The sequence below is a fragment of the Thermoproteus sp. CP80 genome (genome assembly GCF_002077075.2).
Taxonomy (GTDB): Archaea; Thermoproteota; Thermoprotei; order Thermoproteales; family Thermoproteaceae; genus Thermoproteus.
In genome coordinates, this window is record NZ_LCWM02000023.1 from 1 (window position 1) to 26,567 (window position 26,567).

Below are 26,567 nucleotides of genomic sequence, written 5' to 3' on the forward strand. Positions count from 1 at the left end.
TCTGAATAGTTTATTGTATATCTTTTCGGCCTCAGTTGGGCTGTGATATACCTAAAAGCGGTAAGAGGATCCGACCGTTCGCCACAGGTATAGACATCCACCGTGGCGTATCCATACGCCGGCCATGTATGGACCGCTATATGGCTTTCGAGCACCAGCGCGATAACCGAGACGCCCTCCTTATCTCCGCCCTTAAATCTCCAGCTATTTACCTCCACTAGATGCATGTTGGCAAGCTCGGCAGCCCTTATCACAATATGTCTTAGTCGTTCTTCGTCGGAGAGGAGCTCGGGATCTATTCCGTAGGCCTCGCCGTAGTAGTGTTTTCCTATCACCGGGATCTTGCCCTGCGCGATTTGCGTTGCTTGCATTGCTGAGTGCGCGAATGGTACCCGTATTTAAGACTTTTGTTCTTAATAAGAGGCCGTACGGACGTAATACGTGAATTGCTAAATATATGTGGTTAATCTCGACCAATGCGCGTCTTGTTGATACACACCGAGTTCTTCCGATGGGAGCCGAAGGAACCTGCGAGCGAGATAAGAGATGAGCCCAACCGAGGCGAGGCCAAGAATGCCTTGGTTGCCTTCTTAACCGTGGAGGAAGACGACGCGCCAGACGACAGATATCTATCGAAGATAGTAGAGGATATCATAGATGTTGCAAATAAGGTAAAGGCAAACTCTATAGTTATATATCCATATGCCCATTTATCATCAAGGCTAGCCCGTCCATATATATCGAGAGATATTTTAAATAAAATATACGACATTCTTTCAGCTAATGCTAAGGGATTTAGCGTGCTGAAGGCGCCCTTTGGCTACTATAAACAGTTCGAAATGAAGTGCCTAGGACACCCCCTATCGGAGCTCAGCAGATCCTACACGCCTGAAACCGCGCATAAGCCAGGGGCTCAACAGCCCAGGCAGACGCCAGACGTCTATCTCATACTGGCCCCGGAGGGGGATGAGTACCATCCGGCCCAATTCCCATTGGACAAATACCCCGACTTGAAGGCGTTGGTAGATAAGGAGGTTTTCAAGAAGGAATTGCCGGGAGGAGAGCCCAAATATATAGAATATGTAAAGAGGTTTGCTTTCGACTGGGAGCCCATGTCCGATGTCGGCCATATGAGGTATGGCCCCGACGCCACGGTCATGATGGAGCTCGTTGAAGACTACGCGTTCCAAGTCGCCAAATCTCTGGGGATTCCGATATTCAAGATAAGGGGGACTAACATGTTTAAGCTGAGCGAGAAGCCCATAGAGACCCACGCGAAGCTGTTCGGCGAAAGGCTTTATATGGTGGAGACCGACGTCGATTCCATACTGCGCTATGCGGCATGTTTTCAACAATTCGCTATGGCTAAAGACTGGGTGATAAGCTACAGGAATTTACCCTTCGGAATGCTGGAGATCGCCGATTCCTATAGGTACGAACAACCGGGCGAGACAGTATTGCTCTTCAGACTTAGGAGATTTTATATGCCTGATCTACATATATTTACGAAAAACTTAGATGATGCTATAGAAGTTACATATAAACTTCATGAAAAAATATTTGAAGAAATTAGGAAAATAGGTAGAGATTATGTCTCTTTATATAATATAACTGCGGAGTTCTATAAAGGGCACAAGGACTATCTGGTCGAGCTGGCGAAGAGGGAGGGAAAGCCCGTGTTGTTGCGCATACTGCCCGAACAGAAATACTACTGGGTCCTCAACGTAGAGTTCCACATAATAGACGAGCTGGGCAGACCGCGCGAGATCGCGACGTTCCAGATAGACGTGGGAAACGCGATGAGGTTCGGCATAAAGTACATAGACGAAGAGAACAAAGTGAGATATCCAGTCATAATACATACCGCAATCCTAGGTAGCGTAGAGCGATATCTCTTCGCCTTGTTCGACACGGCCGCGTTAATGGAGAGGCGGGGGGAGACCCCGAAACTACCGGTCTGGATAACGCCGGTACAAATACGTATCATCCCGATAAATCGGGAGTACTTAGGCGCGGCATTAGATCTAGCCGACGAGCTGGAGAATAGGGGTATAAGAGTCGACGTAGACGACAGGGAGGAGACCCTGTCTAGGAGGATACGCGACGCAGAACGTGAATGGATACCGTACATCGTCGCGATAGGACAAAGAGAAGCCGCCTCCAACATATTTACAGTAAGAATTAGGGGAAAGGGACAGATACAACTGTCGAGACAAGACCTCATCACGACAATAGAGAAGGAGATCTCCGGCTTCCCGAAGAGGCCGCTGTATATGCCGAGGCTCCTCTCGCAGAGACCTTCCTACAAACAGCTCTGACTCTAGTTACAGTAGCTTTTAACTCGAGAAGAGGGACATGAGGAAAAAGGGATCTCTATTCGTGGAGGAGACGTTGTTGCTGTTCCTCGCCATAGGTATATTCGTTGCGTTCGCGTTGACGGTGACTGGCATGATTAAGGGAGCGTTAGGCGGCATCCTCGGATTTAGAAACGAGACCAATACCCTGCTGAGCCAACTGGTCAACGCGGCCAAGCAGCTGGTCTTCGGGGGCTAATCTATATATATGCCGTTTTTATTTAATCTATCAATTATATTTTCTTTTTCTGATGAAAATAAATCAATTATACTTTTAATATAAGTTTTATTTATAGATATATTATATTTTGGATCAGCAAGAATACGGGCAATATTTGCGATGAAATCCTCGGCATCCTTAGTTGCCATCTTGGCCTTTAAGACCAGGAGATCTTCCAGTTTAATACTTTTCACGTATAGATTATCAATTTTTATGTTTATAGTATTTTCAAGAATTTGAGAAGGAATATATATATCAAGTATATTTTCCAATAGATCAATCTTAAGCAACTCGCCGGACACGACCATCTCGAAGTATATAGTGCCGTGGTCTGTAGTGCCCATATCCCATTCATTTTCTTGTGCTATTTTTTCAAATAATTCATAATCTAATATAGTTGATTTATTTATAATAAATAAATCAACATCTAAAGGATCATAATCTATGTTATAAACTAGAGGAAGAACGGCGGAACCGACTAGGACAAACTCCACGCCATATCTCTGTAGTGCACGTCCTATGTGCAACAAACCCTCTCTGTATTTTCGATACCGATCCATGACGACGAGAAGATGGAGGCTTTTAAAGTTGCTATATATAATCTATATAGTGAGTATTACAGTAAAGCTTATAATAGCTGATTTTCTTGATTATTCATGTTAGAACATGCGCTATCGATTATACCCAACATATCTAAATGCTCTAAGACAAGTAAAAAAATAATAGTGAGAATTGATATAAATTCTCCTATAAAAAATGATAAAATACTTGACGATTATAGGTTAAGAGCTCATGCGAGAACTATATCTATTCTCTCGGATGCAGGTTCAAGGGTGGTAATCCTGGCGCATCAAGGCCGTCCTGGTCAAGACGACTTCACCAGTCTTGAAATCCATAAAAATTTGTTGGAAAAATATGTTGGAAAATCTATAATGTTTATAGAAGATATAATAGGTCCATATGCATTAAATAAAATAGATAATATGGAAAATGGCGATATAGTGATGCTGGAAAACGTGAGGTTGCTCTCCGAGGAGGTTGTCGAGGGCCCGCCCGAGAGACAGGCCAATACCTGGCTGGTGAGAAAGCTGGCGCCTCACGCCGACTACTTCGTATTCGACGGATTCGCCGTGGCGCATAGATCGCAGCCCAGCGTGGTCGGATTCCCCATGGTCATGCCCTCATGTATGGGCTACGTGATGGAAAGGGAATTGGCCGCCCTATCCGAGATCTGGCGCAACAGAAAACTAACGCTGATAGTTGTCGGCGGGGCCAAAGTGCCCGAATCCCTCAGGGCCATAAAGGAGGCGTTGGATAAAGGCCTGGCAGACAAGGTGCTCGTGGGGGGCCTCGTGTCGGTGGTTATGGCCTCCGCCAGATCACGCGTGGGCCCGTCGCTGAGGCAGTTCCTTGAGGGCATGGGCCTGCTCTCCGAGGTCGAGAGGGCTAGGACTCTGCTGGAATCCTACGGAGACTTCATAGTACTGCCCGACGACTTCAGGTCTAGGTCGGGCACGCTCGATTCGTCTAACCTAGACGAGGTTCCAGGCGACATAGGCGACGCCACGATAGCCAAATTCTCCGAGATAATAGCCAACTACGAATACGTGGTGATAACAGGCCCCATGGGCAAGATAGAGGAGCCCGAATTCTTCGCGGGCACCCGCCGCATCTTGGAGGCCGCCAGCAGACGTAAGGCCATAATAGGGGGTGGGCACACCATACTGTCGGCGGAGAAGGCGGGAGTTCTCGACAAGATCTTCCACGTATCTACAGGGGGCCGCGCCTTCCTGATGGCCTTGTCGGAGGAGCTACCTGCCGTCAACGCCCTTGTGGAGTCGGCCAAGAGGTTCTGGCTATGAGGGTGGCCGTAGTCGGCTACGGCACCATAGGCAAGAGGGTAGCTGACGCCGTGTCGGTACAGGACGACATGAGGCTAGTCGGCGTGTTTAAGACAACCCCCGACTACGGCGCAACCCTGGCGGCGCGGAAAGGCTATAGACTATACGCGCCTGACGACAAGCGCGAGAGCTTCCGCAAGGCAGGTCTCGAGGTCTCGGGCAACTTGACCGACCTAATATCGGAGGCCGATATAGTGGTTGACGCCACGCCTGACGGCGTCGGGGCTGAGAACAAGGGCATCTACGCCAAGGCGGGAAAGCCGGCCATATTCCAGGGGGGCGAGGAAGCCGACGTGGCCGAGACGAGCTTCAACGCCCTGGCCAACTTCGAAAACGCCGTAGGCAAAAAATTCGTTAGGGTGGTCAGCTGCAACACCACCGGAATATCGAGGGTGCTGTCTGCCCTGAAGCTGGGCGGTCTCGGCATCAAGAAGGCCAGGATCTTCATAGCCAGAAGGGGGGCCGACCCGAGGGAGTACAAGAAAGGCCCTATAAACGACGTGGTGCCCAACCCAGCAACCATACCGAGCCACCACGGCCCCGACGTCAAGACGGTGCTTGGCGACATAGATATAATCACCGTGGCCGTCGCCGTGCCGGTCACCATAATGCATATGCACATGGCCTATATAGAGCTGGACGACGCCCCGAGAAGGGAGAAGATAGTCGACGTGCTGGCATCCACGCCCAGAATTCTGCTCTTCGACGTCAAGGCGGGGTACAACAGCCTCGCGCAGATAGTGGAATGGGCCAGAGATATGGGGAGGCCGCGCGGCGACGTCTGGGAGGTAGCCGTGTTTTCGGACTCGATCACCCTAAACGGGCGCGAACTATATCTTATGTATGGAGTCCATCAGGAGGCGATCGTGGCGCCCGAGAACGTGGACGCCATAAGGGCCGTGGGGAAGCTGTCGGATAAATGGTCCTCAATAGAGAAAACTGATAAAGCGTTGGGAATAGTGACGCATGGGAAGAGATATGGTTGACGAGCCCTCCTACAAACTCGCCTATAGATTCAGGAAAGTTCTGGTCCCGATAACTCCCGACGAGAGATCGCAAGTAGCCATAGAGGTCGCCAGAGATTTCTATACAAGATATGGATCGCGTATAGTATTTCTATATATAGTAGAATATAATGATAGAAGTAAAGAGATATCACAACTATTGTCGAAATATGCAGGAGATATGATATATGAGCTCAAGGTGGAGCGCCTTAAGGAGGGGGAGACCGTGGCCTCCGCGATCTTGGAGGAAATAAAGGAGGGGATGTACGATCTTGTTGTCGTCGAGTCCAGAGGACGCACGGGCGTCGAGGCTCTTCTGTACAATTCGGTATCGACAGCCATAGCCCTCTCTGCCCCCACAAGCGTGTTGATACTTCGATGAGCCCGTGCTAGGCGCGAGGCCCCGCGTTTTGGGAGAAACTCACCGGCGGCCAGTCTCCTCGAGCCGCTTCGCGATGGCGTCTGCGAGTTCTGCGTAGAGGGCGAAGCCCTCCAAGTGTTTCTTCCCAAGGTCTTTACATACTTTATTTCCCCCAGAATCCGCCGTTTTAAACTACACCTCTTTCGGCGCACTTTATAAGTACATCTTATATCGCAAGCGCGTTGATACCTATATGAGGATAGGGGCCGCCATATCGCCCTACCAACACTTCGGCATCTGCGGTTGCGATCTACCCGACGAGGTGGGGGCCAGGCACGTTCAGTTTTTCGAAAGAGATGTGTCGCTAGCTAAGAGCATAGGTCTGGATTTATTCAGAACAGGTATAGAGTGGGCGTTGCTAGAGCCGGCAAGCGGTAAATATAGCAAGACATGGCTTAACTTTTTCGAGAGGTATTTGAGCTATATAAAGAGCATCGGCCTTGAGGTTTGGCTGACGGCGCATCACTTCACAAACCCTCGGTGGATATGGAGGGAGGGCGGTTGGGAATCTAAAGTTGCGATGAAATCTTATTTAAATTATATAGATTTAATCTTAAGAAACTATAAAAATTACATAGATTTTCTATTACTATTTAATGAGCCAGAAATATATATATATTTAGCATACTTAAAGGGAGATCTGCCGCCCTACGGGTTTATAGCATATAAACACGCGGCCAAGGCTTTCAACAACATAAAAGAGGCGATTCTAGCCGCCAGAGATCTCGCGAAGAGCTACGGCGTCCCTGTATCGTTTACACATCCCTATAGGAAGTATAGGGCCAAGTCCCTTCTAAAGCCCCTGGAGCCTATATTTACAAAGATAAGCTATTCAACATTAGACTTAGCAAAAGAAATGGATATTATATCTATTAATTTCTATATAGTCTCCGAGATTTCGCTGGGCGGCTATCGGAACGTCCTAGAGCCCGAGGCGCTCCTCGAGCTGAGGGCGCCTAGGATCGCCGTGACCGAGTACGGAATCGCCACCCGCAACGAGCGCATCAGATCAGCGTATCTATGCGAGATGGCGCACGTCTTTCGGAGGATAGAGCCTGTGGCCGCGATCTGGTGGTCCCTCCTACACGGCTACGAGTGGGGGCTCGGCTACAAGCCCTTCTTCGCGTTGATCGACGAAAATAGGAAGCCAACACCGCTCGCCCTAAACATGAGGCGGATGTTGGAGGCCCCGCCTCCCGACTGCGGGCCGTTGCCGAGAGATCTAGGGATTGAGTGGAGAACGGCGTTGGACTAGAAGAACGCAGAGAGGTCCGTCTCTCCTTCGCCTTCCTCCGAGCCCTCCAGGACCCTCCTTATCTTGGCCAATGCCCTGTCTGAGAGAGGCCACGATCTGTAGTTCTGGATGGCTCTGAGCGGGCTTCCGTACCTCCTGAGGAGCTGCTCGGCCGTCTTGATCCCCACGCCGGGCAGTGACGACAGGAACTCTATCTGTAGCCTCCTTAGGTCGGCTCCCTTCGAGTGCGGGATCCGGATCCCCCTGTTCTCTCTCCCTGCCTGTCTGGCGGCTAGACACACGGCATAGCCCGTCTGTTCGGGGGAGCGGGTGTACAGCACGCCTATCCCCATCCTAGTTATGGCCAGCTCAGCGCCCAGTATGGCGTTTTGATGCACGTCGCGCAGATCTGCCGCCCTCCATATATCGCCCTCGATTATGATCACCGGCTTCTGCCCACTCGAGGACAGCCGAGACGCTTGGTCGAACAGACGCCCGTCGGCTATCGACGATATGAAGTCGTGGGAGCTTTTACGCTCAAACAAGAAGTACCCGGCTATATAGTCGCCTACCTCGAGCTGTTTTTGCACCACTTGGCAACCGGCCTCCTTTATGTACTTGACAACGTCAGTTCTATATTCTCTCGAGTCGGCTATTACTTGGCTCAAGCCGTCAACGCCTCACGTTTGGCGGACCACTCGACTACATCCTCCCTCTTCCCCACGACAACCCAAGAGACGGTCTTGGCCAGAGGCCTCGTCTCGGCTATAACGACCTTGTCGCCGGGCTTCACCTCTATACATTCGGGAACTCTCACGTGGAGCCTCCTTCTCCTCCTCTCGTAGCGCTTGTACTTGGGGACGTAGTGTATCCACTCGTGTATCACCACGGCGGCTTTGTGCATCCTCACGCTCTCCACCTCGACCTCGAGGAGCTTTGGCCTTATCTTCAGATGTCCGTGCCAGGGACATTCTGGATCGTCGCACGCCGCCGCGGGCGGCTGGATCCAGGGGATCCCGATGTCGGCAACCCTCACCTTCACGCCGTTGGGGAAAGTGACCGTGTCGCCTACATGCGGCCTTGAGGGCAACTTAATTACGGCCATATTACTTGGCCGCTATGTGTAATGACGACTTGGTGGCCTTCAGACCCGGCTCGCCGTGCTGTACTGGCTTGCAAGTTATGGCGAACTCGCCCAAATAATGGCCGACATGCCAGGGAGATATGTAGATCGGTATCCAGGTTATGCCGTTATAGACCTGTATCGTTAGGCCGACCATCTCGGGAAGCACGATCATATCCCTGCTGTGGGTCTTTAGGACTACCTTCTTGCCCTGTGCAGCCAGAACGCGGGCCTTCCTCACCCTCTCGAGGAGTTTTCTATGCTCCGGCTTCAACCCGCGCCGCAAGCTCCTCCTCTGCCTAGCCGGCAACAGCTTTATGAAGTCGTCCATGGACATGGAGAGAATATCGTCGAGAGTCTTGCCCCTATATCTAAACGTGCCCCACTCATCCTGCGCTATCACTGCGGGTTGCGGCCATCCGGTCTTCCCGCGCTGAGCAGCCTCGGCCTCCTGAGGCGCAGACATCGCTCTGCCAGATAGTGACGTATTTAAATCTCTTCTCCGCTATGCCACCAAGCCCATCTTAGACGCGAGGCCTTGCGCCTCCTTAATTATCGAGACGGCCTCGTCGAGCATGCCGACATGCCTAGCCTGCACGACGGCGTTTTCGTCGCCGATCATGTACTCTATATAGTACTCGTCGCCGGCCCATGACAGCACCACGAAGACGTAGAAGTCCTCGCCGAGCTGTATCTGCCCAAACGCCTCGTCGCGCCGCCACTCCACGGTCAAGCGCCTAGACCTCCTCTCAAGGGCCTCCGCCAACCTCTTGAAATACTCCTCGGCGCGTTCTCTGCCCATAGCCTACAGAGGGCATATGTTATTAAAGGATTCTATCTGTGGCATATGCCCGTAATCGACGTATCGCTGTGGGACCTGCGTCGCCTTGTAGGGGCTTCCGAGCAAGAGATCTTAAACGCGCTGGAGTACGTCAAGGGCGAGCTCGCGGGTCGGGAGGGCGACAGGCTCAAGATCGAGGTGACGCACGACAGGCCTGACCACTTCTCGGCGGAGGGCCTGGCGAGGACCCTAAAGGGCGTCTTGGGGATAGAGGAAGGGCTTCCCGAGGTCGAGATAGAGGAGGGAAGCGTCGAGCTGAGATACGAGGGGTTCATAGAGGAGCGGCCCTACGCTGTGATGGCAGTGGTCAGGGATCTGGCGCTCGACGACGAGGCCATAGTACAGATGATACAGCTGCAGGAGAAGCTCCACGAGACCTATGGGCGCGATAGGAGGAAGGTCGCCATAGGCTACTACGATCTATCGAAAATCAAGCCCCCTATCTCCTACAGGAGGATATCGCAGACCGACAGATATGTGCCGCTGGGGTACAACAGAGAAATCGAAGTGAGGGAGATGTACGAGGCGACGGATAAGGGCAGGAAGTATGCCTCGCTCATAAGGAGGGAGGCTCCGCCGGCCCTCGTGGATTCCGACGGCAAGATAATGGTGGTTGTGCCCGTCTTGGGCAGCGAGTGCTGCAAGGTGACTCCAGCCACTAGGGATGTCCTTATAGACGTGACGGGGCCTCGGCTGGAGACGTTGTTAAAAATACTGGCTATACTGGTCTACAACTTGTTGGAACGCAGTAAAAGCAGAAAAGTGGAGCTGGTTAAAATAAATGGCGGCTACCCGGCTAGACTGGAGAGACGCGAAATAGACGTAGATAGAGGGCTTGTCAGCGAAATGCTGGGCGTCGACCTAGGCGAGGAGGAGTATAGAGCCTTGTTGCGCCGCGCCCGCCACGACGTACAGGGCGGCAAGGTGGTCGTGGCCCCCTACAGGATCAACATAATCAGCTGGGTCGATATCGCGGAGGACATAGCGATAATGAAGGGCTACGGCAGCATATCCAGAGAGCCTCCCCCCATAGTCACAGCGGGGAGGAGGCACAGATCCGAGATATCGTCAGAGGACGCCCGAAAGGCCTTGCTGTCGTTGGGATTTCAAGAGGTTATGAACGGCGTCTTGACGTATTCTGCGCTTCTCGAAGCGTTCGGCCTGAGGCACGCGAGGGTGGTGAACCCAGTATCGGAGCGCCTGGACGCCGTAAGGAGCTCGTTGTTGCCCGGCCTGTTGAATGTGGTGTCGGCCTTGAGGAGGCCGAGAATCAAGCTGTTCGAGATAGGCGATGTGGTCGCGGGGGGCCGCACCAGGAGAGCTGTGGCGGTCGCTGTGGGAGGCGACGGCGTAACGACGACCGACGGCGTCGCCGTAGTTAGGACCTTGTGCCGGGCGCTCGGCGTCGAGTGCAGGGTGGAGAACGGAGAGGCGCCTTGGTGTATCGAGGGCAGATGCGCTAGGCTAGTGGGCGATATCGAGGGCTATGTTGGGGAGGTGCGGCCCGATATCTTGGTCAAGCTAGGGGCGTTTACGCCCGTAACACTGGGCGAGATCCTCCTCGCCTAGACCTCAAAGACTTATTAATACGAACTGCGGTGGGGGATATGCCGGAGGACGAGATAGACACCATTATTAGGAAGAAGGCTCTCGAGATGGCGGCCAGACAGACTGCGTCGAGGAGGCAGGAGGAGAGGCCCCTATCCAACGACGACGTGCTGAAAATAGTCAGGGGCCTGTTGAGAGGCGAGAGGGCCGAGGAGATCTTGAATACATCCCTGGAACTGTATGGAGACGCCCTTATGCCTCTCCTCAGAAAAATAGCGGATCTGCATAGGCAGGGGGTGATCAACGAGCTGTGGGACCACGAGCTCTACAGGATACTGACCAACGCCGGCTTTGTGGTGCCGTTGAAGACCAGACTCCGCATAGTTAGACACGGCCGCGAGCACAAGATAGGCGAGGACTAATCGGCGGCCTCTCTGAAGGAGCTGTAGAGATCCCGGAGGAGGTCGCGCCACAGGACTCTGCGCGACGTATAGCTCCAGTACCGCCTCACGTCCCTTTTGCTCATCCTGACATATAGAGCGCATCTATCGCACCCAAGCCATACGTTATCCCCCTCCTCTATGAAGACCAGACAGGAGCCGCACCTGGGGCATGTGAAATCGGTCTTGAAGAGGACGGTGGGTCTAGCCACCTCGGCGACGGCCATCGCGGTATTCGCCGCTACGTTAAAAATCTGCTTCAGACAAAATAGCTATATCCCCTGTTTTATCCCCTTGCGTTATAACCCGCGGCGGGCCGAAGCCGCATGAGGCTGAACATATGGGTCCTATTGCTCCGCCTAATCCCAAGGAACGAGGATAGAAGGAAGCTGGCGCAGGCGCTAGCCGAGGACGATCTGGAGGTTATCTAGCATCTCGGCGGCCTCAAGCCCGAGGCGTCTCTCCCAGCCGCCTCGAGGTCCATTCTGGCCTCTCCCACAAAACGGGCAACGTCGCGGCACCTCTCAAGTAGCTGAGGGATAGGCCCATCTATATGAGCCGCCTCCCTCTCCAAGATCTCCACGGCCAACACGGCGATCTGCCTAAGCCTGTCGTAGAAATCCGCTTCTACGCTGATTTCTATCTGCATATCGGCTCGCCCAGCGTATTCGACCAGAAGCTCCGGCCTCTTGACAGCCTGCCAGAGGAATTCGTAGAAGCTCATATATCGACGACGAACCGCACAGCCCAATACCCGTCGTGCCGTATCTCCATCATGTTGTAGGTCATGGCCTTAACTATGAGCCCCTTGAAGCCGTGCCTGTTCACATCGTACTTCTCGCCCCTCACAGACGCCGTGAGCCTATATGGCCCCTCTCCACGTATAGCTATACCTATGTCCCTACTTATCGCGAACTTCTCGCCGTCGAAGAGATAGAGAACTTCGCTGATCCACGAGAAGAGAAGGCCCTCCAGATCGTCGTGTTCGACCTCCACCCTCCTCTCCTCAATGGGCGCCACGCGCTCGCTGTAGTAAGTGACGTCGGCCGTGCCTATCGCCGCGTTCCTAAACGCCTCCTCGACGGTGCAGCCATACGCCTCTATGAGCACGTCGGCGGTGTGTTCGCCGTATTTGTAATCCCCCGGCTTTCCGCACGCCATATAAACTGTAATATCCCGCGTTTTTAACTTCATCATGAGGATCCAAATAGCCCTGGACTTGACGGATCTGCTGAAGGCCGTGAATATGGCGAGGGATCTGTGCACCGCCGGCGCGGATCTGCTGGAGGCGGGCACGCCGTTTATAAAGACGTTCGGCATAGGGGCGGTGGCTCTGTTGAAATCCTCATGCCCCTCCGCCGAGCTAGTCGCCGACCTCAAGACTGCCGACGTGGGGGCCCTCGAGGCCGAGCTGGCGAGGACTGCGGGCGCCGACTGGGCCACGGTGATGGCCGCCACAAACATCGAGACGATAGAGGAGTTCGCGCTGAGGGGTAGGGAGCTGGGCCTCAAGATCGCGCTCGACACCATAGGGGTTTTGAGCCCCTACGATAGGGTCAAGGAGGTGCTGGGCAGAGCTCCGCTCGACATGGCGATAATGCACCTAGGTATAGATGTGCAGAAGAGGCGGGGGTTGACCGTAGATCAGCTGGTGGCGGAGGCCCTGAGGGTTAAGGACCTGGGCATCTCGGTCGCCGTAGCTGGCGGAATAGGGCAGAGGGAACTTGAAAAAATAGCTGCTACGAACATAGACGTTGCGATCATAGGCCGGGCGATAACGTCAGCGCCGTCGCCGAAGGAGGCTTTCCTTCTGTTGAAATCGATAATTACAAAGTGAAACTTAAAAAGGAGGGCTCTCCGGGTTGTTGATGAGGATTATCTTGGTTGCGGTTCCTGGAGGCGGCAAAACGACTATTATGAACTATGTAAAGAAGAAGTTGCCGGACGTACAAATAGTGAACTTCGGCGACGTCATGCTCGAGATCTCCAGGAAGAAATACGGCATAGAGAATAGAGACGATATGCGCAAGAAGATCCCCGTTGAGGAATACAGAAAGGTGCAGGAAGAGGCCGCGGACCGCATAGCGTCTCTGCCTGGCGACGTAATAGTGGATACCCACGCCTCCATCAAGATGTCAGGCGGCTACTATCCAGGTCTTCCCGACAGAGTCGCGGCCAGGCTGAAGCCGGACGCCATAGTGTTGGTGGAATACGACCCCAAGGACGTATTGGAGAGACGTAGGGGGGATCCGACGAGGTTCAGAGACGTGGAGACCGAGGAAGACGTCGAGATGCATCAGATGGCCAATAGATACTACGCATTCGCTGCGGCGAACGCGGCGGAGTGTACAGTGCACATACTAAGCTTCAGGGGCAAGCCCCAGTCCAGGCCCTTTGAGCACGCCGAGATGGCCGCGGATTATATTGTGAACTTACTACTCTCGTCGCGCGGGTTGAGATAGAATTTTAAATATTCGATATCAACGTAGCACGATGGCCAAGGGGTTGATATACGTCGTCGACGACGTGAGGGGGGAATACGCCACGGTTAAATCGTACCTTTCCTCGCATGGCTACGACCTCTCTGCAGCAGTCGGCGCAAGGGACCTCAATATTAACTACGATATAGATCTCAAGAATATAAATAATATAGATCAAATAGTAAAATCGTTCGATATATATGTATTGATAGGCGGATATAAAATGTATTATTTTGTTACAAACAAGAGGCCGCCCGCTAAAAGGTCCGAGATCGCGATAAATACCGATCAGTTGGCCGACATCACTAAGAGCTTCGTTGAGGCGGGCGCGACGGTCGTGGCCCCCTTCACGACGCCGGCTTATTTGGCCAAGCTCGGCATGCTTTCGGGGCTCAAGGCCACGGTTTACCCCATCACAGAGTTGATAAATATACTGAAGATAAACAATGCCATCTATATAAATAAATCAATTATAAAAGAGAAAAACATAATTACTATCAAAGATATAAAGGCCATCTCGGCCAAGGATTTGGCACAAGTTTTACGTGAAGGAGCTTGAGAGCTTTGAGGTACCTAGGTACGTAGTATTTGGGCCAGGCGCAGCGCTGAAGCTGGGCGAGGTCCTGGCGAGGCTCGGGGCCAGGAGGATAGCGGTGGTTACGGGCCCCACGACTTCGAGACGGATAGCCGAGGCCATACTGTCCCAGCTGGAGTGCGAATTTGCGGTCTTCTCCGAGGAGGACCCGAGGCTTAAGGTGGAGCACGATATAGTTGTGGGCATCGGCGGCGGCAAGCCTCTGGATCTAGCCAAGGTGGTGGCGTATATCAGCAAGAAGCCTCTGATAATTATACCTACGTCGGCTAGCCACGACGGGATAGCGTCGCCCTATATATCCTATGTGCTCAACAGAAAGCTCAGCGAATACGGCAAGGTGGTCGTATCGCCTCTAGCCATCCTAGCCGACACGAAGATAATACTCGGCGCGCCGCCGAGGCTTCTGAGGGCCGGAATAGGCGATCTGCTGGGGAAAGTGGTTTCCCTTAGAGACTGGGCTCTGGCGCACAGAGTAAAGGGCGAGGACTACAGCGAGTACGCCGCCATCTTGGCCAGAGCCAGCTACGAGATAGTGGCTAGAAACGCGGCTAAGATAAGCGGCTTTAAACGCGAGGAGCACGTGAGGGTGTTGGTGAAGTCCTTGATAGGGTGCGGGGTGGCTATGGGCATAGCGGGCTCCTCGCGGCCTTGTAGCGGCTCGGAACACCTCTTCGCGCACGCGATAGAGCTACGCGCGGAGGAGGCCGGGTTGAAGGATATAGTTCACGGCGAGCTCGTGGCGCTGGGCGCCATAATAATGGCGTATCTACACGGCATGAACTGGAGGAAGCTCAGAGGGGTCGTCAAATCGGCGGGCCTGCCCACCAGGCTGAAGGATGCGGGCATCGACAGAGATCTGGCTATCCATGCGCTGACGGTTGCCCACAAGCTCAGGCCGGATAGGTACACCATATTGGGCGAATCGGGACTGAGCAGAGAGGCTGCCGAGAGGGCGCTGGAGGACACAGGCCTCACGTGATCAGCAGTCGCGGCGCGTTCACCTATCGCCCCGGAAACCTCCACATCATCGTTCGACAGATCTGGGCCTCTATTTAAGCCTAGAAATCCGACAGATCGAACCCCAACGCCGCTGACAACAGCTGCCCGTCGTAATCCCTGTGGTCTATGTACGAGATGTCTCTGCTTATGCACCTCCGGGCCAGCACGCATAGGCCCTCTAGGCATCTCGCCCCAACAACCGCGCGGAGGCCGTAGTCCACAAGCCATCCGGCGCCCGTGATCTCCGGCTCGACGTAGGCGGTCCAATCGTCGCAGGTCCTCAACGTCAACTTCGTGCCGACGAGCCCCCTGACTACCTCCTGTAACGAGTTCAGAACTCGGTAGATCCCTACAGCCGGTCTCTTCGAGACCACCGCGTAGATAGGCCTATTCCCTCTCTCTACCTCTATATACCCGGTGTCCCACGACACGGCGCTTTTATATTCGCCTATCGTCGACAGCATAACAAGGCAACGCATTTATACCTTAAAAACGTAAAAAGGCGATGGTGGACAAATGGTACCAGCTCTCCGTGGAGGTGCATAGACGCTATGGGGGGAAGTTCGCCACGATGCCTAAAGTCCCAGTTACATCCATGGACGACTTCGCGATATATTACAGCCCAGGCGTCGCCGAGGTCTCCAGAAGGATCTCGGGGAATCCTGACCTAGCCTTCGAGCTGACGTCCCGTTGGAACGTCATCGCGGTCATCTCGGACGGCACCAGGGTGCTGGGGCTGGGGAACGTGGGGCCCGAGGCGGCGTATGCGGTGATGGAGGGGAAGGCGTTGATATTCAAATATCTCGGCGGCGTAGACGCCGTACCGTTGCCAATTAGGGCTAGAGATGCTGATAGATTCATAGAGGTCGTGAAGGCCGTCGAGCCCGCCTTCGGCGGGATAAACCTCGAGGATATAGAGTCGCCCAAATGCTTTAGGCTGTTGGACCAACTGAGTAAGGAGCTCAAAATACCTGTGTGGCACGACGATCAACAAGGGACGGCGACGGCGACCTTGGCGGGTCTGATAAACGCGACGAAGCTCACCGGCAAGGACCTCAGAGGCTCCACCATAGCGCTCGTCGGCGCCGGCGCCTCGAACATATACACGGCCCGACTCCTCATGGCCTACGGCGTGAAGCCCGGCAACCTAATATTGGTGGATACCAAGGGCATACTGCACCCTGAGCGGGACGACGTAGATAGGCTTATGGTCGAGAACCCCTGGAAGTACGAGCTCGCCTTGAGGACCAATGCCGAGCGTAGGAAGGGCGGAATAGCGGAGGCCATGAGAGGCGTCGACATAGTGGTGGCCGCGTCGCGCCCCGGCCCTGGCGTAATAAAGAAAGAATGGGTCGCACAGATGAACAAGGACCCCATAGTGTTTGCGCTGGCCAACCCCACGCCCGAGATATGGCCCTGGGAGGCTAAGGAGGCAGGCGCCAAGATAGTAGCGACGGGCAGGAGCGATCTGCCGAATCAGGTGAACAACTCCCTGGTCTTCCCCGCCGTCTTCAGAGGTCTGCTCGACGTCAGGGCTAGGACTGTGGTAGACCAGATGCTCATAGCGGCCGCGGAGGAGCTCGCGAAGTTCGTCGAGAGCAGGATGGGCGAGGAGTACATACTCCCCAAGATGACTGAATGGGAGGTGTACCCCCGCGAGGCGGCCGCCGTAGCCGCCAAGGCCTCCGAGCTGGGCCTCGCGCGCCGTCCGTTGAGCTACAGGGAGGAGCTGAATATAGCCCAGGAGATAATAGGCAAGAGCGTCAAGGCGCTCGAGGTTTTGATGGAGTCGGGGCTCATACCCAAATGAGCGTTTTTGCCGAGATCCGTCTCGGCGACCTCGTAGTTATATGGAGGGACGAAGGCGGGCGGACAGTCCGTATGGAGTATTACAGGGGGCTTGAGGACGAGACGTTGGAGGAGGAGGTCGACGACGTCTTGAGCTCCATAACTGAGACGTTGGCCAGGGAGCTCAAGCTGCCCAACGCGGTTGTCGGGAGGATCAAGGACTCCTTAAGGGAGATAGAGCTGCCTGTTGTGGGCAGGTTGAGACATGAGGGCCATACCTCATATCTGGAGCTCAGGGGAAGGAGAAAGAGCTTGACCCTGAAGATCTCCTATTCCTTCGTCTAGGTGCGCGAGTTGAGCGGTATATATTGCTGGTCGTGTGGACCTACGTAGCAGGCTCTGGGTCTGAACAGCCTGTTGTTCTCCCAATACTCCAACACGTGCGCCGCCCAGCCCACAACTCTCGACATGGCGAAGAGGGGCGTGAAGTAGTCGTAGGGTATCCCCATGTAGTAGAACACTATGCCGGACCAGAAGTCCACGTTGGGGTAGAGCTTCCTCTGCTGGAAGTATTGATGCGCCAACACCGCCTGCTCTATCCCGCTGGCTATTGCGTACAGCTTCTGCGGATCTCCGAACTTGGCCGTGTAGTCCTCCACCAGCTTCTTGAATATCTTCGCCCTCGGGTCGTAGGCCTTGTAGACTCTATGCCCGACGCCCATCAATCTGGGGCCGCCCGGCTTAGTCGCGGCCTCGACCAGGTCCTTGGTCTTCGCCGGATCGCCTATCTCTAGGTACGACTTGACGGCGGCCTCGTTGGCCCCCCCGTGGAGAGGCCCCTTCAGGGCCCCTATGGCGCCCGCTATCACAGAATACAGATCGCTTAGAGTGGCCCCTATGACCAGAGCCGTGAACGTCGACGCAGGTATCTCGTGGTCCGCGTGGAGGATGAGGTAGAGATCTATGGCGCGTACGGCCAGGGGGTCCGGCTCCTTCCCGAAGAACATGTAGAGGAAGTTGGCCGAATGAGACAAATCGGCCCTCGGCCTTATGGGCTCCAGCCCCCTGGAGAATCTGTGGTGATACGCGACTATGGTGGGCAGCTTCGCCACGAGTCTCTCGGCTATCCTCAAGGCGAGCTCCCTCTCCTCTTGTTTGTAGCGGCCGGCCCTCAGAGCCTCGGCGAGCTTCAAGTTGTCCTCGTCGAAAGCGCCCTCTGCAGCCACTGCGGCCTCCAGCGCGAACATGGGATGCGCCTTGGCGAGAGAACGCACCGTCTCGACGGTAGCTGGATTCAAGTCCCTGCTCGCCGCAAGTCTCCTCTTGAGGCCGTCGAGCTCCTGCGCGTTCGGCAATTTGCCGTAAAGGAGCAGATAGACTACCTCCTCGTATGTGGAGTTATTCGCGAGATCCTCTATGCGATACCCTCTATACCACAGCTTGCCGGCATGGCCGTCTATATCGCTTATAGAGGTTATCTTCACGAGGATATCCTCAAGGCCGTGCACGATGGGGCCGCAGGGAGATTGTATGACCTTGCCGGTAGTCCTTATAGATATGGTTTGTTCGCTCATCGATATTAAGGCCTAAGGCCCTCTAAAACGTTGCTTTAGCCTTTCTATGTAGGTCTATATTGATGACTGTTAATCAGATAGGATGCCGAACCTCATCCACTCAGTCCGGGTTGTTTCATCACGCAGACCACGTCCAAGGGGGCCATGGCCTGTCCTAAATTGTCTCCACAGGATATGATTAAAGTATGGCGCTCCCCCATAAGGCTCTTCAGCGCTGACGCCAAATCGTTGTCCAGATCCTCCAGCCTCATGTCGGCGAGAGGGATGTATATGAAGCCCTCCCTAATGTGCGCTATGACCGCCCCACATCCGCCTCTCCTCACGATCTCGTCCCTGAACCTAACTATATTACCAACAGGTCCATCAAACAGGAAGGCGACGCAGATCTGGCCGCACAGCTTCTCGCTGAATCTGGCGGTATACATCACGGGCTTTATGCCGCATCCGGCCAGCACCTGCGCCAGATAGCCGACGCCGTCCTCCGTAATCCTCACGCCGGCCCTATTGACTGATATATGGTTGTTCTCTTTACCTATATCCAATAGCCTCCTGGTGACGCCCTCGCCGAGGCCGAGCTTTTGGGAAAGATAGCGCCGCCCCGCAAACGATCTAGTCATAGCCAAAAACGACAAGATCTTCAAATAGCGAATATCCATACTCTTATAGACGGCAGAGTATTAAATAGTTGCTCGTCTATCCGTGCGCCTATAGGCCGAATCCCGCGGCTATGTCTGTACGCGTCTCCACGTAGCTGGCGCTGGCCGCCGCGGCGGCGCGCCGAGGGGGAGCCGGCGAAGGCAAGTGGAACCAATGCGCCGAGCGTCCGGACGGCAACAAAGGCAAGATGAACCGATGCACCGAGGGAGGAATCGACGAAATGCCGAATATGGAACCGGCGCGCCGATCCTCACAGCGTCAGCTGATAGACCGCGCCGCAGAGGAGCTGGATGGCGGCAAGCTCGAAAAGGCGCTAAAGCTCGCGGACCGCGCCGCGGCGCTCTCCAAGAAGCTCCACGGATGCCGACCGCGCGAGGAGCCGCGGACAGGACGTCGGCCGCGCCCGCGGGCCGGCGGTCGGAGCCGCATGTCGGCTGTTCCACGTATCGGCTAAACCTGTCGTATCGATTCGATTCGGCTAACGCGCAGAGATGTCGGCTTCGAGGAGGCGGCGAGGCGATTGGGAGGGGGAAAAAGGGGATGTCTTTTTAGGATCTTTTCGGCGAGTTCCCTCTGCCTCGGCGTGCCGTCCTTCGCCTTCTCGGCGAGGTACAGCGCTATGGCCCTCCTGACGGCCTCGTCCCTCTCCGCAAGCTTTAGGAGATCCGCAGTTGCTATATACACGACGTACTTGGGGCCTGATCTCGCTACGTTCGGCCTAAGCCCCGCCGACTCAAGCCTGTCGGCTATGGCGAGCGCCCTCCCTACATCGCGGGTATAGCGCTCAGCCAGGAGCGAGCCGCCCCTACCGCTGACAAGATGCAATGACATCACGACGCCCGCCACGACCACGGCGCCTCTCCTCTGTCTGTCCTCAGCATGCGAAGATTGCACTGTAGGGGTCTCGACGCAGTTCTGTCTATACGCCTCCCTAAGGACGTCTATGCTCCTCTTCCTCGCCTTCAGCTTGTAGGCGGCCCTAAAGCCGTCGTCTGTGGCCAGCTTCACGTCGATCCACTTGTGGGCCCTCAGAAGATCCAGCAGTACGCCGTATACGCCCGCCGACTCCCTAAGCCTCTCAAACGCCTCTCTGCCAGTGGCGACGAGGGCCTCGTATGTACTTGCGACTAAGCCCAACCTCCAGGGCTCCTTAGCTGAGATCCTCACCTCATATTTGCCATGTAGAACCTTTCCCCGTCTGGTCTTGCCATCTCCCAGCCACATGGTTAGCAGGGGCGCCCGCTCTCCGCGTTCGAAATGATTTCTGACCAAATCTATAGCTTCATCCTTGCTCCACCTCTGCCTCCAGCTTTTCGCCTTGATGACCACTTCCACGCTCACCCCCTCGCGCGTCAAGTTGGCCGAAACGATGCGCACGCGGAGCTCTCCATATCTCGCCGCAGTCCAGGCGAACACCTGCCAAGGCTGTGTGGTTCTCATGAAGGGCCGGCTGTATTCATTGCCCTCATCGCTCGCCCTCCAGCCCAGCTGGAGTAATTCAAGCTTCTCGCGCGGAAGCTTCAATACGTCGGGAAATCGCGTCCTAACTATTACGCCGTGGATTGGAACGTTCGGAATGAAGTCTCCTCTTACATACATCCACGTCCCGTCCGGCGCGTACAGCCTGTTGCCCTCCACTCTGTACGTGCCCTCGGCGACGGCCTTGTACAGCGTCGTCAGCTTCTCTTTCACCTGCATCCACGCCTCCAGCAACAACCGCTTCATTGTGTCTCTGAAGTCAAGGAGCTGGCTCCTTTCTTCCTCCGAGAGCCGAAACGTCTTCATGATCTCCTGCGTCGCGTATTCGACGTACAGCATCCACGCCTGGAATACCCAGTCCACAGGCCCCCGCAAGACGCCGTGCCTAGAAACCTCCTCAAGAACCTCCTCCACGGTCGGCGGCTCGGCAGGCCTCAAGGCCAGCTCAAGGCGGCGCCTTATCTCATCAACAGATCTCTCCATGTCTCTATCGGAGGTTGCCGTTAAATTGATTCGATGCGCCGTTGTCCGGCCGAATCGAGGCGTTTCGGCGCATGAGGGGAGCCCGACAGACTTCGGGTTGGGCGCTGTCCGGGCCGGCCTTTCCGCCGTCTCTACGGCGGTTAGCCGGCTGATTCGCCGGATTTGGGTCAAAACGGCGCCTTGCCCCTTATGGCGCCGGCATCCTCTCCGCGGTCCCGCGGCCCGCCTCGGCGAGGCGGTGCATGTGCTCCGCGCCCGCGCGCCCCTCCGGCTTGTTCAGAGCCTCCTCCTCGACGAGGCCGAGCCTCTTGAGCGCCTCCTCGACGTCTTTGCTCCGCGGCCCGGGTTTGAGTCCGGCCCCCGTCATGCCCTAAATCTCTCCACTAGGAAGAGGGACCTCGCCATCTTGGCCCCGCACAGCTCGCCCCCAGCCAGCCGCAGGAGGGCATCCACACCTCCACGGGCTTCAGCCCCATAAGCTTCCCGAACCTATCACCCCTTCCTTCCTTCGTTAAGTCCGCACGGCCGACCGCGAAGGCCGTCAGCTATACGTACGCGCCGACGGCGTGGGGCCCCGCGCCCGCCCTCGACAAGCCCCTGGAGCCCGCGATATAGTGGGACGGGAGGACGTACGCGGCCGCCTACACCGGCACGGGCTACACCGACCCCGCGTATGTATTCGGATCCTACGGCTATATATACTACGCGCTCAACTCCACCTCAGTCCCCGCTACTATATATACAACACGACCGGCGCCTACGTCTACCGGCTGACCGGCGACGTTAGGGCGGTGCTGGTGTGGGCAACCACCTACAGCCCGGACGGCGTCGATTACTACACCTACGCTAACTACAGCTTCGCCAGCTATCTGAGGTTCGTCTTCGACGGTAGCACGACGTCCTACGACGCCATGTACGGATGGGGCATAGTCCTCGTGGCCACGTGGCAAGCGCAGGTGAGCGCCGGGCAAGCCCCCGGCGCGCCGGAGGCCATATGCGTCCCGACGAAAACAGTCAAGGCGGCAGGCCAGGCGATTATAGATTTTCATAACACCACCAGCGGATAATATGCAAAGATCGCCAACAACTACACCGTGACGGGATGCGGCCAAAACAGGACCTACAAAGAGCTCGTGATGGTAGGCGCCGTCACCGTCGACGGCACGGACTACCACGTGATGGATCCGCACGGAAGGACGCGTGGGTATAAAAAGCCTACCTCAATAAGACCGACAACATTGTGTACTGTGATAAGAAGCCGTAGTGAATAGCACTCAGAGGAAAAAGATATTCTTTATTAAGTCTCTACATAGGGTTTTACATGAGGGTGGGAATGTTGATCTGCTTGCTGGCGGCGCTGGCCGCCCTCGCCGCGGCCCAGTTCGAGTACTACATGCCGATCGACAGCCACACGGTCTACATCGGACAGGCGCAGTTCGGCGAGTTCGTCTATTCATATGGGGATGTGGCAAAGATCGTGAACGGCCAACGTGTCCTCATAACGTTCCACGGGCTGAACCCCGGCATGGAGGCTTCGCCGTGGCTCCCCAACGGCACCGGTATAGAGTACAGCTACACGAGGGCCACGGCGCTGTTCAACATCACGAACGTGAACCCCCGCACGGACGTCGAGTGGTATATCTTCGGCCTAAGTTCCCCGGATATATGGGTAAGCATCCCCGTCGCGATTGTCTACGGCCTGTCCGTCGCGGTCAAGTCCGGCGGCCCCGTGCTGAACGTCAGTTGCCTGAAGGCCTTGGGGAACGGCTTCTACAACTACACGTGCCCCTCGTCGCCCAGGGCCCGCCTGGACTACGTGATGGCCTACTACGCCGCCGCCTACTCCAACGCCTATCTCTACAAGTTCGTCCTGGTGCGGACCAACTTACCCGAGTACTATAATATGATAATGGGGGAGAAGTTCGAGATCTACAACGTCACGGTGAGAGACCTCGGCACTAGGTTCTTCTGCGTGGGCTTCAACAGCCTTTTGCCCATCGCCACCCCCGTCAAGTGCGTCCCCATGGCGGATCCGCCGCGGAACGTGACCGTCGACGTGAGGCCGTACAACGCCACGGCCAGCGCAGTCGACGTCTACGTGGACGGGCAGCTGTTCCACACGTTCTACGTCAACGGCTCCGACGCCGTGCTTTACACGGGGCCCTACGCCGATCCGCTCATGGCCACCGCGGCGGCATTCATAGAGCTCAACTACCCCGGCAGGCCCCTCAAGCCCCTCGGCTCAGTCCTGCTCCTCATAGGCAACGACACCGTGATGGCCCCGCCGAGGTACGTCCTCAAGGCCTTGGAGCCCGGGCCTGTGTTTGTAAAACTACCAGGGAAAACATACCCCGATCTATTCTTCGTCAATCCCGGGCGGGACGAGACCTGGGCCGACGCCGACCTCACCTGGTCTGGGGTGTACGTCCTGCCGGGGGACACGGGGAGCAACGCCACGGTCTACCAATGGCTCACGGTGCCGGCGAGGGTGTCGGGCCGCGCCGTGGAGCTGCCCTACCTCGCCATGATCAATCTGAACGCCTCCTGCCGGTACGGCGTTGCCGAGGCGTCCGGCGAGTACTCGCCGCTCGGCGGCGGGTGGATACGCGTTCTGGGGCCCGTCTCGGTCTACTGCACCGAGTACCCCGTGGAGTTCCTCCTGCCCAACGGCACCTCCGCGGCGGTCGTGGCGCCCTACAACGGGACGCTCGTCTGGACGCCTCCGCCCATCGCCTACGCCAACGGCACCATGCTTGAGGCCGACGCCGTCGCTGTGTTCGTGGACGGCCCCAAGTCCGTCCGCGTCAACTACACGCGCGTCTACTACCTCGTCCGCGTCGAGACCCCCCTGGGCGTGAACGAGACCTGGATGCCGAGGGGGGCCGCTCTGAGCGTCCCGGCCGTGATATATCTGGGCAACGGGACGAGGCTCGTGGCCCGGGCTGTCGACGTCAACGGGAACTACGTGGAGGCCAAAACGCCGGTCAACGGGACGGCGGTTGCGCTGTCGGTGGAGGGGCCTATGGACGTGTCGGTGGCCTATTCGAGGCAGTACCTGGTGAGGCTGGAGGCGCCCGCCAACTCGACGGAGGTCTGGGCCGACGCCGGCTCGACCTTCACCGTGGATCTGCCGGATCCTTGGGAGCCGGGCAACGGGACGCTGTTCAAGGCGCTGCTGATCAACGGCACCTCGGCCAGGGAGTGGCGCGTGGAGGGGCCCATGACGCTGGTGGCGCGGTACGCCGAGACGTACTACTGGGTTACCGTTAAGACTCCGCTGGGCGTGAACGAGACCTGGATGCCGAGGGGCGCCGTGCTGAGGTTCCCCTCTGTGGTGTACCTGGGCAACGGGACGAGGTTGGTGGGGCCCAACGCCTCGGCTGTCGAGGTGGAGGGGCCCATGAGGGTCGAGGTCTCGTACTCCAAGAGGCAGTACTACGTGGAGGTCGAGGGCGTGGAGAGGTGGGAGGGGTGGGCGGACGCGTATTCACTTATAAGGCTTAACTCGACGGCCGTGGACGGCGTGGAGTACACGCCCACCGTCGCCGCGCTGAGGGTGAGCGCCCCCGGGGTCTACAGGCCCTTCTTCGAGGCGGTGTATAGGGCCGTGGTGAGGGACGCCCTAGGTATGCCGAACCCGCTGGCGACGGCGAGGCTCTGCAACGCCACGTCCAAGGCGGGCCTCGACGGCTCCGTCTACATCGCCATAGAGACCAGGGAGCTCTGCAGGCCTGAGGTGGAGGCGGCGCCGGTGAGCCCCTACACCGCAGCCCTCATAGCCCTGGCCGCAGCGGCGGCCGCGGCCGTAGCCCTGAGGAGGAGGAAGTAGCGAGCCTCCCGCCGGCAAACCCAGCCCTTTTTCCTCCCGTCGGCCAGCTCTCCATTTCCCTTACAGGGAGTACGTAAGAAAGGCTTGACAGGGGCTAGCCCCCTGTCGGACTTTTCATGAATGTTCCCTGTAAACTGCTCCCTACAAGCACGCTCCCCGTGGACTGGATCCACATGGGCGCAGCCTCCCCCCTCTCCATGGGGTACAGGACCTGGGCCCTTCTCTTGGTGGCGCTCCACGCGGCGGACGCCGCCTTGGCGCTTTTCTGCATGCACCGCTTCCCCAACTGCCTTGAGGGGAACCCGGTGCTTGCCGCCTTGGGCGGAGGGCCCCGGAGCCCGTGGGCGGTCGCCCCCTCGGCGGCGGGAGTTGCGATGTTGCTGTTCATAGGCATGCGGAATGTGACGATACTCCGCATCGCCGTGTACATAAAGGCCGCGATCGTGGCGTACTCCCTCTTTTTGATCCTCCATCCTACGACGGGCTCGGCGCCCCACGCCGCCTCCAGACCGCCGCTTGCCCATCCGATGCGGCGACCGCCTCCATCCCCTTTCTAGTACCCTCCTTACAGGGATGTTCTCCGGGAAGCTTGACAGGCAAGAATTTCCCTATGAAGGATCCCGAGGGCTTCTCCTGTGGGCGTCGGGGAATCCGCCGAGGGGCGGTTCAACTTATCAACGCACAGCGGAGCGCGCATGGAGGATGACGCGTTCGGGCGGTGCTACGTCGCATGCATGAACCGCTGCGCGGACGACTGCCGCAGGGATCCCGCGGCGTACATGCCCTGGCGCCCCGGGGCCACGGAGCGCGGCGGGCTCCGCCCCGCCGAGTGCAGGCCCGCCGACATGGAGCCGGTCGAATGGGAATAGCCCCCTCCCTTTTTTACCTCTCCAACCATCCGCTCCTTTCCGCAAGGCGGACGCCGGCCCTATGTGGAATCGATGCGGCGGAGGGGCGCCGCGATTCCCTTCAGGCTTAGCGGGGGACTAAACGCGGCCGAGGCGGAGGAGGGGGCGGGCAGATGCGCCGGAGCCGCGATGCCGGCGGGAGGCCGCAAGTGGAACCGACACGCCGGAAGGGGAGTCGGCGAAGACCAAAAATGGAACCAATATGCCGAACGTCCGGACGGCAAAGGTGCAAGTTGAATCAATTCACTGTAGGGTCTGGACGGTGCATCGATTCGAAGAGCCCAGCTTCACGATGGTTTATATCTCGTCATATTGCAACAGCAAGGTGTATCTCATCCATTTCGCAGTGCTAGAGGACGCGGGCCCCATCCCCGTCGAGCGCCACGTCGTCCTCGATCCTTACACCGAAGCGGCCCTGTATGTACACGCCGGGTTCCACCGTGAAGACGTTGCCGCTCCTCAGGACGTACCTCTCGCCGGGGGCTATGTTGGGAGCCTCGTGGAACTCGAGGCCCAGGCCGTGCCCCGTCCTGTGGATGAAGTACCGCTCGAGCCCTCTCGGCATCAAGGCCGATCTCGCAGCCCTGTCCACGTCGCCGGCCTGGACGCCCGGCCTAGCCGCCGCTATCGCCGCCGCCTGGGCCTCCGAGACGGCCGTGTATATCTCCCTAAAGCCCGGCGGCTCGCCT

32 protein-coding genes are annotated in these 26,567 nt (G+C 56.6%); 17 read left to right on the forward strand and 15 right to left on the reverse strand.

The features are described 5' to 3' along the window. Positions 1-371 (reverse strand): adenosylmethionine decarboxylase (gene speD, locus B7L68_RS05730; protein WP_081246728.1); only part of this gene is annotated, 371 nt, incomplete at its 3' end. Positions 372-476: 105 nt separating this feature from the next. Between speD and B7L68_RS05735 the strand changes: the two genes are divergently transcribed. Next, positions 477-2,318, forward strand: coding sequence for a threonine--tRNA ligase (locus tag B7L68_RS05735; protein ID WP_081246729.1), 1,842 nt, complete (start codon positions 477-479; stop codon positions 2,316-2,318). 37 nt (positions 2,319-2,355) lie between these two features. Next, on the forward strand, positions 2,356-2,553 hold the full coding sequence (locus B7L68_RS05740; protein WP_081246730.1) for a hypothetical protein: 198 nt from the start codon (positions 2,356-2,358) through the stop codon (positions 2,551-2,553). Here B7L68_RS05740 and B7L68_RS05745 read toward each other — a convergent pair. Further along, entirely contained in the window at positions 2,550-3,134 is a 585-nt protein-coding gene (locus tag B7L68_RS05745) for a nucleotidyltransferase (protein WP_081246731.1), read from the reverse strand. The two genes, B7L68_RS05740 and B7L68_RS05745, sit on opposite strands and share 4 nt — an antisense overlap. Positions 3,135-3,230: 96 nt before the next feature. Between B7L68_RS05745 and pgk the strand changes: the two genes are divergently transcribed. The 4 genes from pgk to B7L68_RS05765 all read left to right on the forward strand — a co-directional run bounded on the left by pgk (position 3,231) and on the right by B7L68_RS05765 (position 7,155). Further along, on the forward strand, positions 3,231-4,436 hold the full coding sequence (gene pgk / locus B7L68_RS05750) for a phosphoglycerate kinase (protein WP_081246732.1): 1,206 nt from the start codon (positions 3,231-3,233) through the stop codon (positions 4,434-4,436). Then, positions 4,433-5,461 (forward strand): type II glyceraldehyde-3-phosphate dehydrogenase, encoded by a 1,029-nt coding sequence (locus B7L68_RS05755; RefSeq protein WP_081246733.1) that lies wholly within the window; start codon positions 4,433-4,435, stop codon positions 5,459-5,461. Before pgk ends, B7L68_RS05755 begins: the two co-directional genes overlap by 4 nt. Further along, positions 5,442-5,861: a universal stress protein gene (locus tag B7L68_RS05760; RefSeq protein WP_193432477.1), complete on the forward strand. Its 420-nt coding sequence runs from the start codon at positions 5,442-5,444 to the stop codon at positions 5,859-5,861. Before B7L68_RS05755 ends, B7L68_RS05760 begins: the two co-directional genes overlap by 20 nt. A gap of 232 nt (positions 5,862-6,093) precedes the next feature. Beyond that, positions 6,094-7,155 (forward strand): family 1 glycosylhydrolase, encoded by a 1,062-nt coding sequence (locus B7L68_RS05765; protein ID WP_081246734.1) that lies wholly within the window; start codon positions 6,094-6,096, stop codon positions 7,153-7,155. On the opposite strand, the gene B7L68_RS05770 is transcribed toward B7L68_RS05765, so the two are convergent. The 4 genes from B7L68_RS05770 to B7L68_RS05785 are packed head-to-tail and all read right to left on the reverse strand — an operon-like array spanning position 7,152 to position 9,059. Continuing rightward, positions 7,152-7,802 carry an ERCC4 domain-containing protein gene (locus B7L68_RS05770; protein WP_081246735.1) on the reverse strand — a complete coding sequence of 217 codons (651 nt, stop codon included), beginning with the start codon at positions 7,800-7,802 and terminating at the stop codon, positions 7,152-7,154. The two genes, B7L68_RS05765 and B7L68_RS05770, sit on opposite strands and share 4 nt — an antisense overlap. Then, entirely contained in the window at positions 7,799-8,239 is a 441-nt protein-coding gene (locus tag B7L68_RS05775) for a 30S ribosomal protein S17 (protein WP_081246736.1), read from the reverse strand. Before B7L68_RS05775 ends, B7L68_RS05770 begins: the two co-directional genes overlap by 4 nt. Before the next feature lies 1 nt (position 8,240). Then, a complete protein-coding gene (locus tag B7L68_RS05780; RefSeq protein WP_081246737.1) occupies positions 8,241-8,723 on the reverse strand; it encodes a 30S ribosomal protein S19 in 483 nt (160 codons plus the stop codon). A gap of 39 nt (positions 8,724-8,762) precedes the next feature. Next, on the reverse strand, positions 8,763-9,059 hold the full coding sequence (locus B7L68_RS05785; RefSeq protein WP_081246738.1) for a hypothetical protein: 297 nt from the start codon (positions 9,057-9,059) through the stop codon (positions 8,763-8,765). Between the two features lie 45 nt (positions 9,060-9,104). Between B7L68_RS05785 and pheT the strand changes: the two genes are divergently transcribed. Then, positions 9,105-10,667, forward strand: coding sequence for a phenylalanine--tRNA ligase subunit beta (gene pheT, locus B7L68_RS05790; RefSeq protein ID WP_081246739.1), 1,563 nt, complete (start codon positions 9,105-9,107; stop codon positions 10,665-10,667). 38 nt (positions 10,668-10,705) lie between these two features. Beyond that, positions 10,706-11,068, forward strand: coding sequence for a DNA-binding protein (locus tag B7L68_RS05795; protein ID WP_238136350.1), 363 nt, complete (start codon positions 10,706-10,708; stop codon positions 11,066-11,068). Here the strand turns inward: B7L68_RS05795 and B7L68_RS05800 are convergent. From B7L68_RS05800 to B7L68_RS05810, 3 genes are all read right to left on the reverse strand, one after another. Next, on the reverse strand, positions 11,065-11,313 hold the full coding sequence (locus B7L68_RS05800) for a hypothetical protein (protein ID WP_081246741.1): 249 nt from the start codon (positions 11,311-11,313) through the stop codon (positions 11,065-11,067). The genes B7L68_RS05795 and B7L68_RS05800 overlap by 4 nt on opposite strands. Before the next feature lie 200 nt (positions 11,314-11,513). After that, positions 11,514-11,810, reverse strand: a complete 297-nt coding sequence (locus B7L68_RS05805; protein WP_081246742.1) for a hypothetical protein — start codon at positions 11,808-11,810, stop codon at positions 11,514-11,516. Beyond that, positions 11,807-12,247 carry an archease gene (locus tag B7L68_RS05810; protein WP_081246743.1) on the reverse strand — a complete coding sequence of 147 codons (441 nt, stop codon included), beginning with the start codon at positions 12,245-12,247 and terminating at the stop codon, positions 11,807-11,809. Before B7L68_RS05810 ends, B7L68_RS05805 begins: the two co-directional genes overlap by 4 nt. A gap of 34 nt (positions 12,248-12,281) precedes the next feature. On the opposite strand from B7L68_RS05810, the gene B7L68_RS05815 reads away from it, so the two are divergent. The 4 genes from B7L68_RS05815 to B7L68_RS05830 are packed head-to-tail and all read left to right on the forward strand — an operon-like array spanning position 12,282 to position 15,140. Continuing rightward, the gene (locus B7L68_RS05815) at positions 12,282-12,923 is read left to right on the forward strand and encodes an orotidine 5'-phosphate decarboxylase / HUMPS family protein (RefSeq protein WP_081246744.1); all 642 of its coding nucleotides are present in this window, start codon (positions 12,282-12,284) and stop codon (positions 12,921-12,923) included. A 31-nt stretch (positions 12,924-12,954) separates the two neighbouring features. Then, positions 12,955-13,548, forward strand: a complete 594-nt coding sequence (locus B7L68_RS05820; protein WP_081246745.1) for an adenylate kinase — start codon at positions 12,955-12,957, stop codon at positions 13,546-13,548. Positions 13,549-13,579: 31 nt separating this feature from the next. Further along, positions 13,580-14,125 (forward strand): DJ-1/PfpI family protein, encoded by a 546-nt coding sequence (locus tag B7L68_RS05825; RefSeq protein WP_081246746.1) that lies wholly within the window; start codon positions 13,580-13,582, stop codon positions 14,123-14,125. Continuing rightward, a complete protein-coding gene (locus B7L68_RS05830) occupies positions 14,112-15,140 on the forward strand; it encodes a sn-glycerol-1-phosphate dehydrogenase (RefSeq protein WP_081246747.1) in 1,029 nt (342 codons plus the stop codon). The genes B7L68_RS05825 and B7L68_RS05830 overlap by 14 nt, the downstream gene beginning before the upstream one ends. Before the next feature lie 79 nt (positions 15,141-15,219). Here B7L68_RS05830 and B7L68_RS05835 read toward each other — a convergent pair whose 3' ends face one another. Next, positions 15,220-15,624 (reverse strand): hypothetical protein, encoded by a 405-nt coding sequence (locus B7L68_RS05835; protein ID WP_081246748.1) that lies wholly within the window; start codon positions 15,622-15,624, stop codon positions 15,220-15,222. Positions 15,625-15,665: 41 nt separating this feature from the next. Here B7L68_RS05835 and B7L68_RS05840 point away from each other — a divergent pair, with 41 nt between their 5' ends. Both B7L68_RS05840 and B7L68_RS05845 read left to right on the forward strand, forming a co-directional pair. Further along, on the forward strand, positions 15,666-16,970 hold the full coding sequence (locus tag B7L68_RS05840; RefSeq protein ID WP_081246749.1) for an NADP-dependent malic enzyme: 1,305 nt from the start codon (positions 15,666-15,668) through the stop codon (positions 16,968-16,970). Between the two features lie 71 nt (positions 16,971-17,041). Next, on the forward strand, positions 17,042-17,293 hold the full coding sequence (locus B7L68_RS05845) for a hypothetical protein (protein ID WP_143615309.1): 252 nt from the start codon (positions 17,042-17,044) through the stop codon (positions 17,291-17,293). Here the strand turns inward: B7L68_RS05845 and B7L68_RS05850 are convergent. From B7L68_RS05850 to B7L68_RS05865, 4 genes are all read right to left on the reverse strand, one after another. Then, entirely contained in the window at positions 17,290-18,522 is a 1,233-nt protein-coding gene (locus B7L68_RS05850; RefSeq protein ID WP_081246751.1) for a citrate synthase/methylcitrate synthase, read from the reverse strand. The two genes, B7L68_RS05845 and B7L68_RS05850, sit on opposite strands and share 4 nt — an antisense overlap. A gap of 92 nt (positions 18,523-18,614) precedes the next feature. After that, on the reverse strand, positions 18,615-19,178 hold the full coding sequence (locus B7L68_RS05855) for a DUF4443 domain-containing protein (RefSeq protein ID WP_081246752.1): 564 nt from the start codon (positions 19,176-19,178) through the stop codon (positions 18,615-18,617). 451 nt (positions 19,179-19,629) lie between these two features. Then, positions 19,630-21,141: a hypothetical protein gene (locus tag B7L68_RS05860; RefSeq protein ID WP_081246753.1), complete on the reverse strand. Its 1,512-nt coding sequence runs from the start codon at positions 21,139-21,141 to the stop codon at positions 19,630-19,632. 187 nt (positions 21,142-21,328) lie between these two features. Beyond that, entirely contained in the window at positions 21,329-21,508 is a 180-nt protein-coding gene (locus tag B7L68_RS05865) for a hypothetical protein (protein WP_081246754.1), read from the reverse strand. 424 nt (positions 21,509-21,932) lie between these two features. On the opposite strand from B7L68_RS05865, the gene B7L68_RS05870 reads away from it, so the two are divergent. From B7L68_RS05870 to B7L68_RS05880, 3 genes are all read left to right on the forward strand, one after another. Further along, the gene (locus B7L68_RS05870; RefSeq protein WP_081246755.1) at positions 21,933-22,208 is read left to right on the forward strand and encodes a hypothetical protein; all 276 of its coding nucleotides are present in this window, start codon (positions 21,933-21,935) and stop codon (positions 22,206-22,208) included. Positions 22,209-22,462: 254 nt separating this feature from the next. Beyond that, positions 22,463-24,970 carry a hypothetical protein gene (locus tag B7L68_RS05875; RefSeq protein WP_081246756.1) on the forward strand — a complete coding sequence of 836 codons (2,508 nt, stop codon included), beginning with the start codon at positions 22,463-22,465 and terminating at the stop codon, positions 24,968-24,970. A 116-nt stretch (positions 24,971-25,086) separates the two neighbouring features. Next, complete coding sequence (locus B7L68_RS05880; protein WP_143615310.1) at positions 25,087-25,527, forward strand: hypothetical protein; 441 nt, start codon at positions 25,087-25,089, stop codon at positions 25,525-25,527. Positions 25,528-26,227: 700 nt separating this feature from the next. Here the strand turns inward: B7L68_RS05880 and B7L68_RS05890 are convergent. After that, on the reverse strand, positions 26,228-26,567 hold a 340-nt coding region (locus tag B7L68_RS05890; RefSeq protein ID WP_143615311.1), incomplete at its 5' end, for a M24 family metallopeptidase.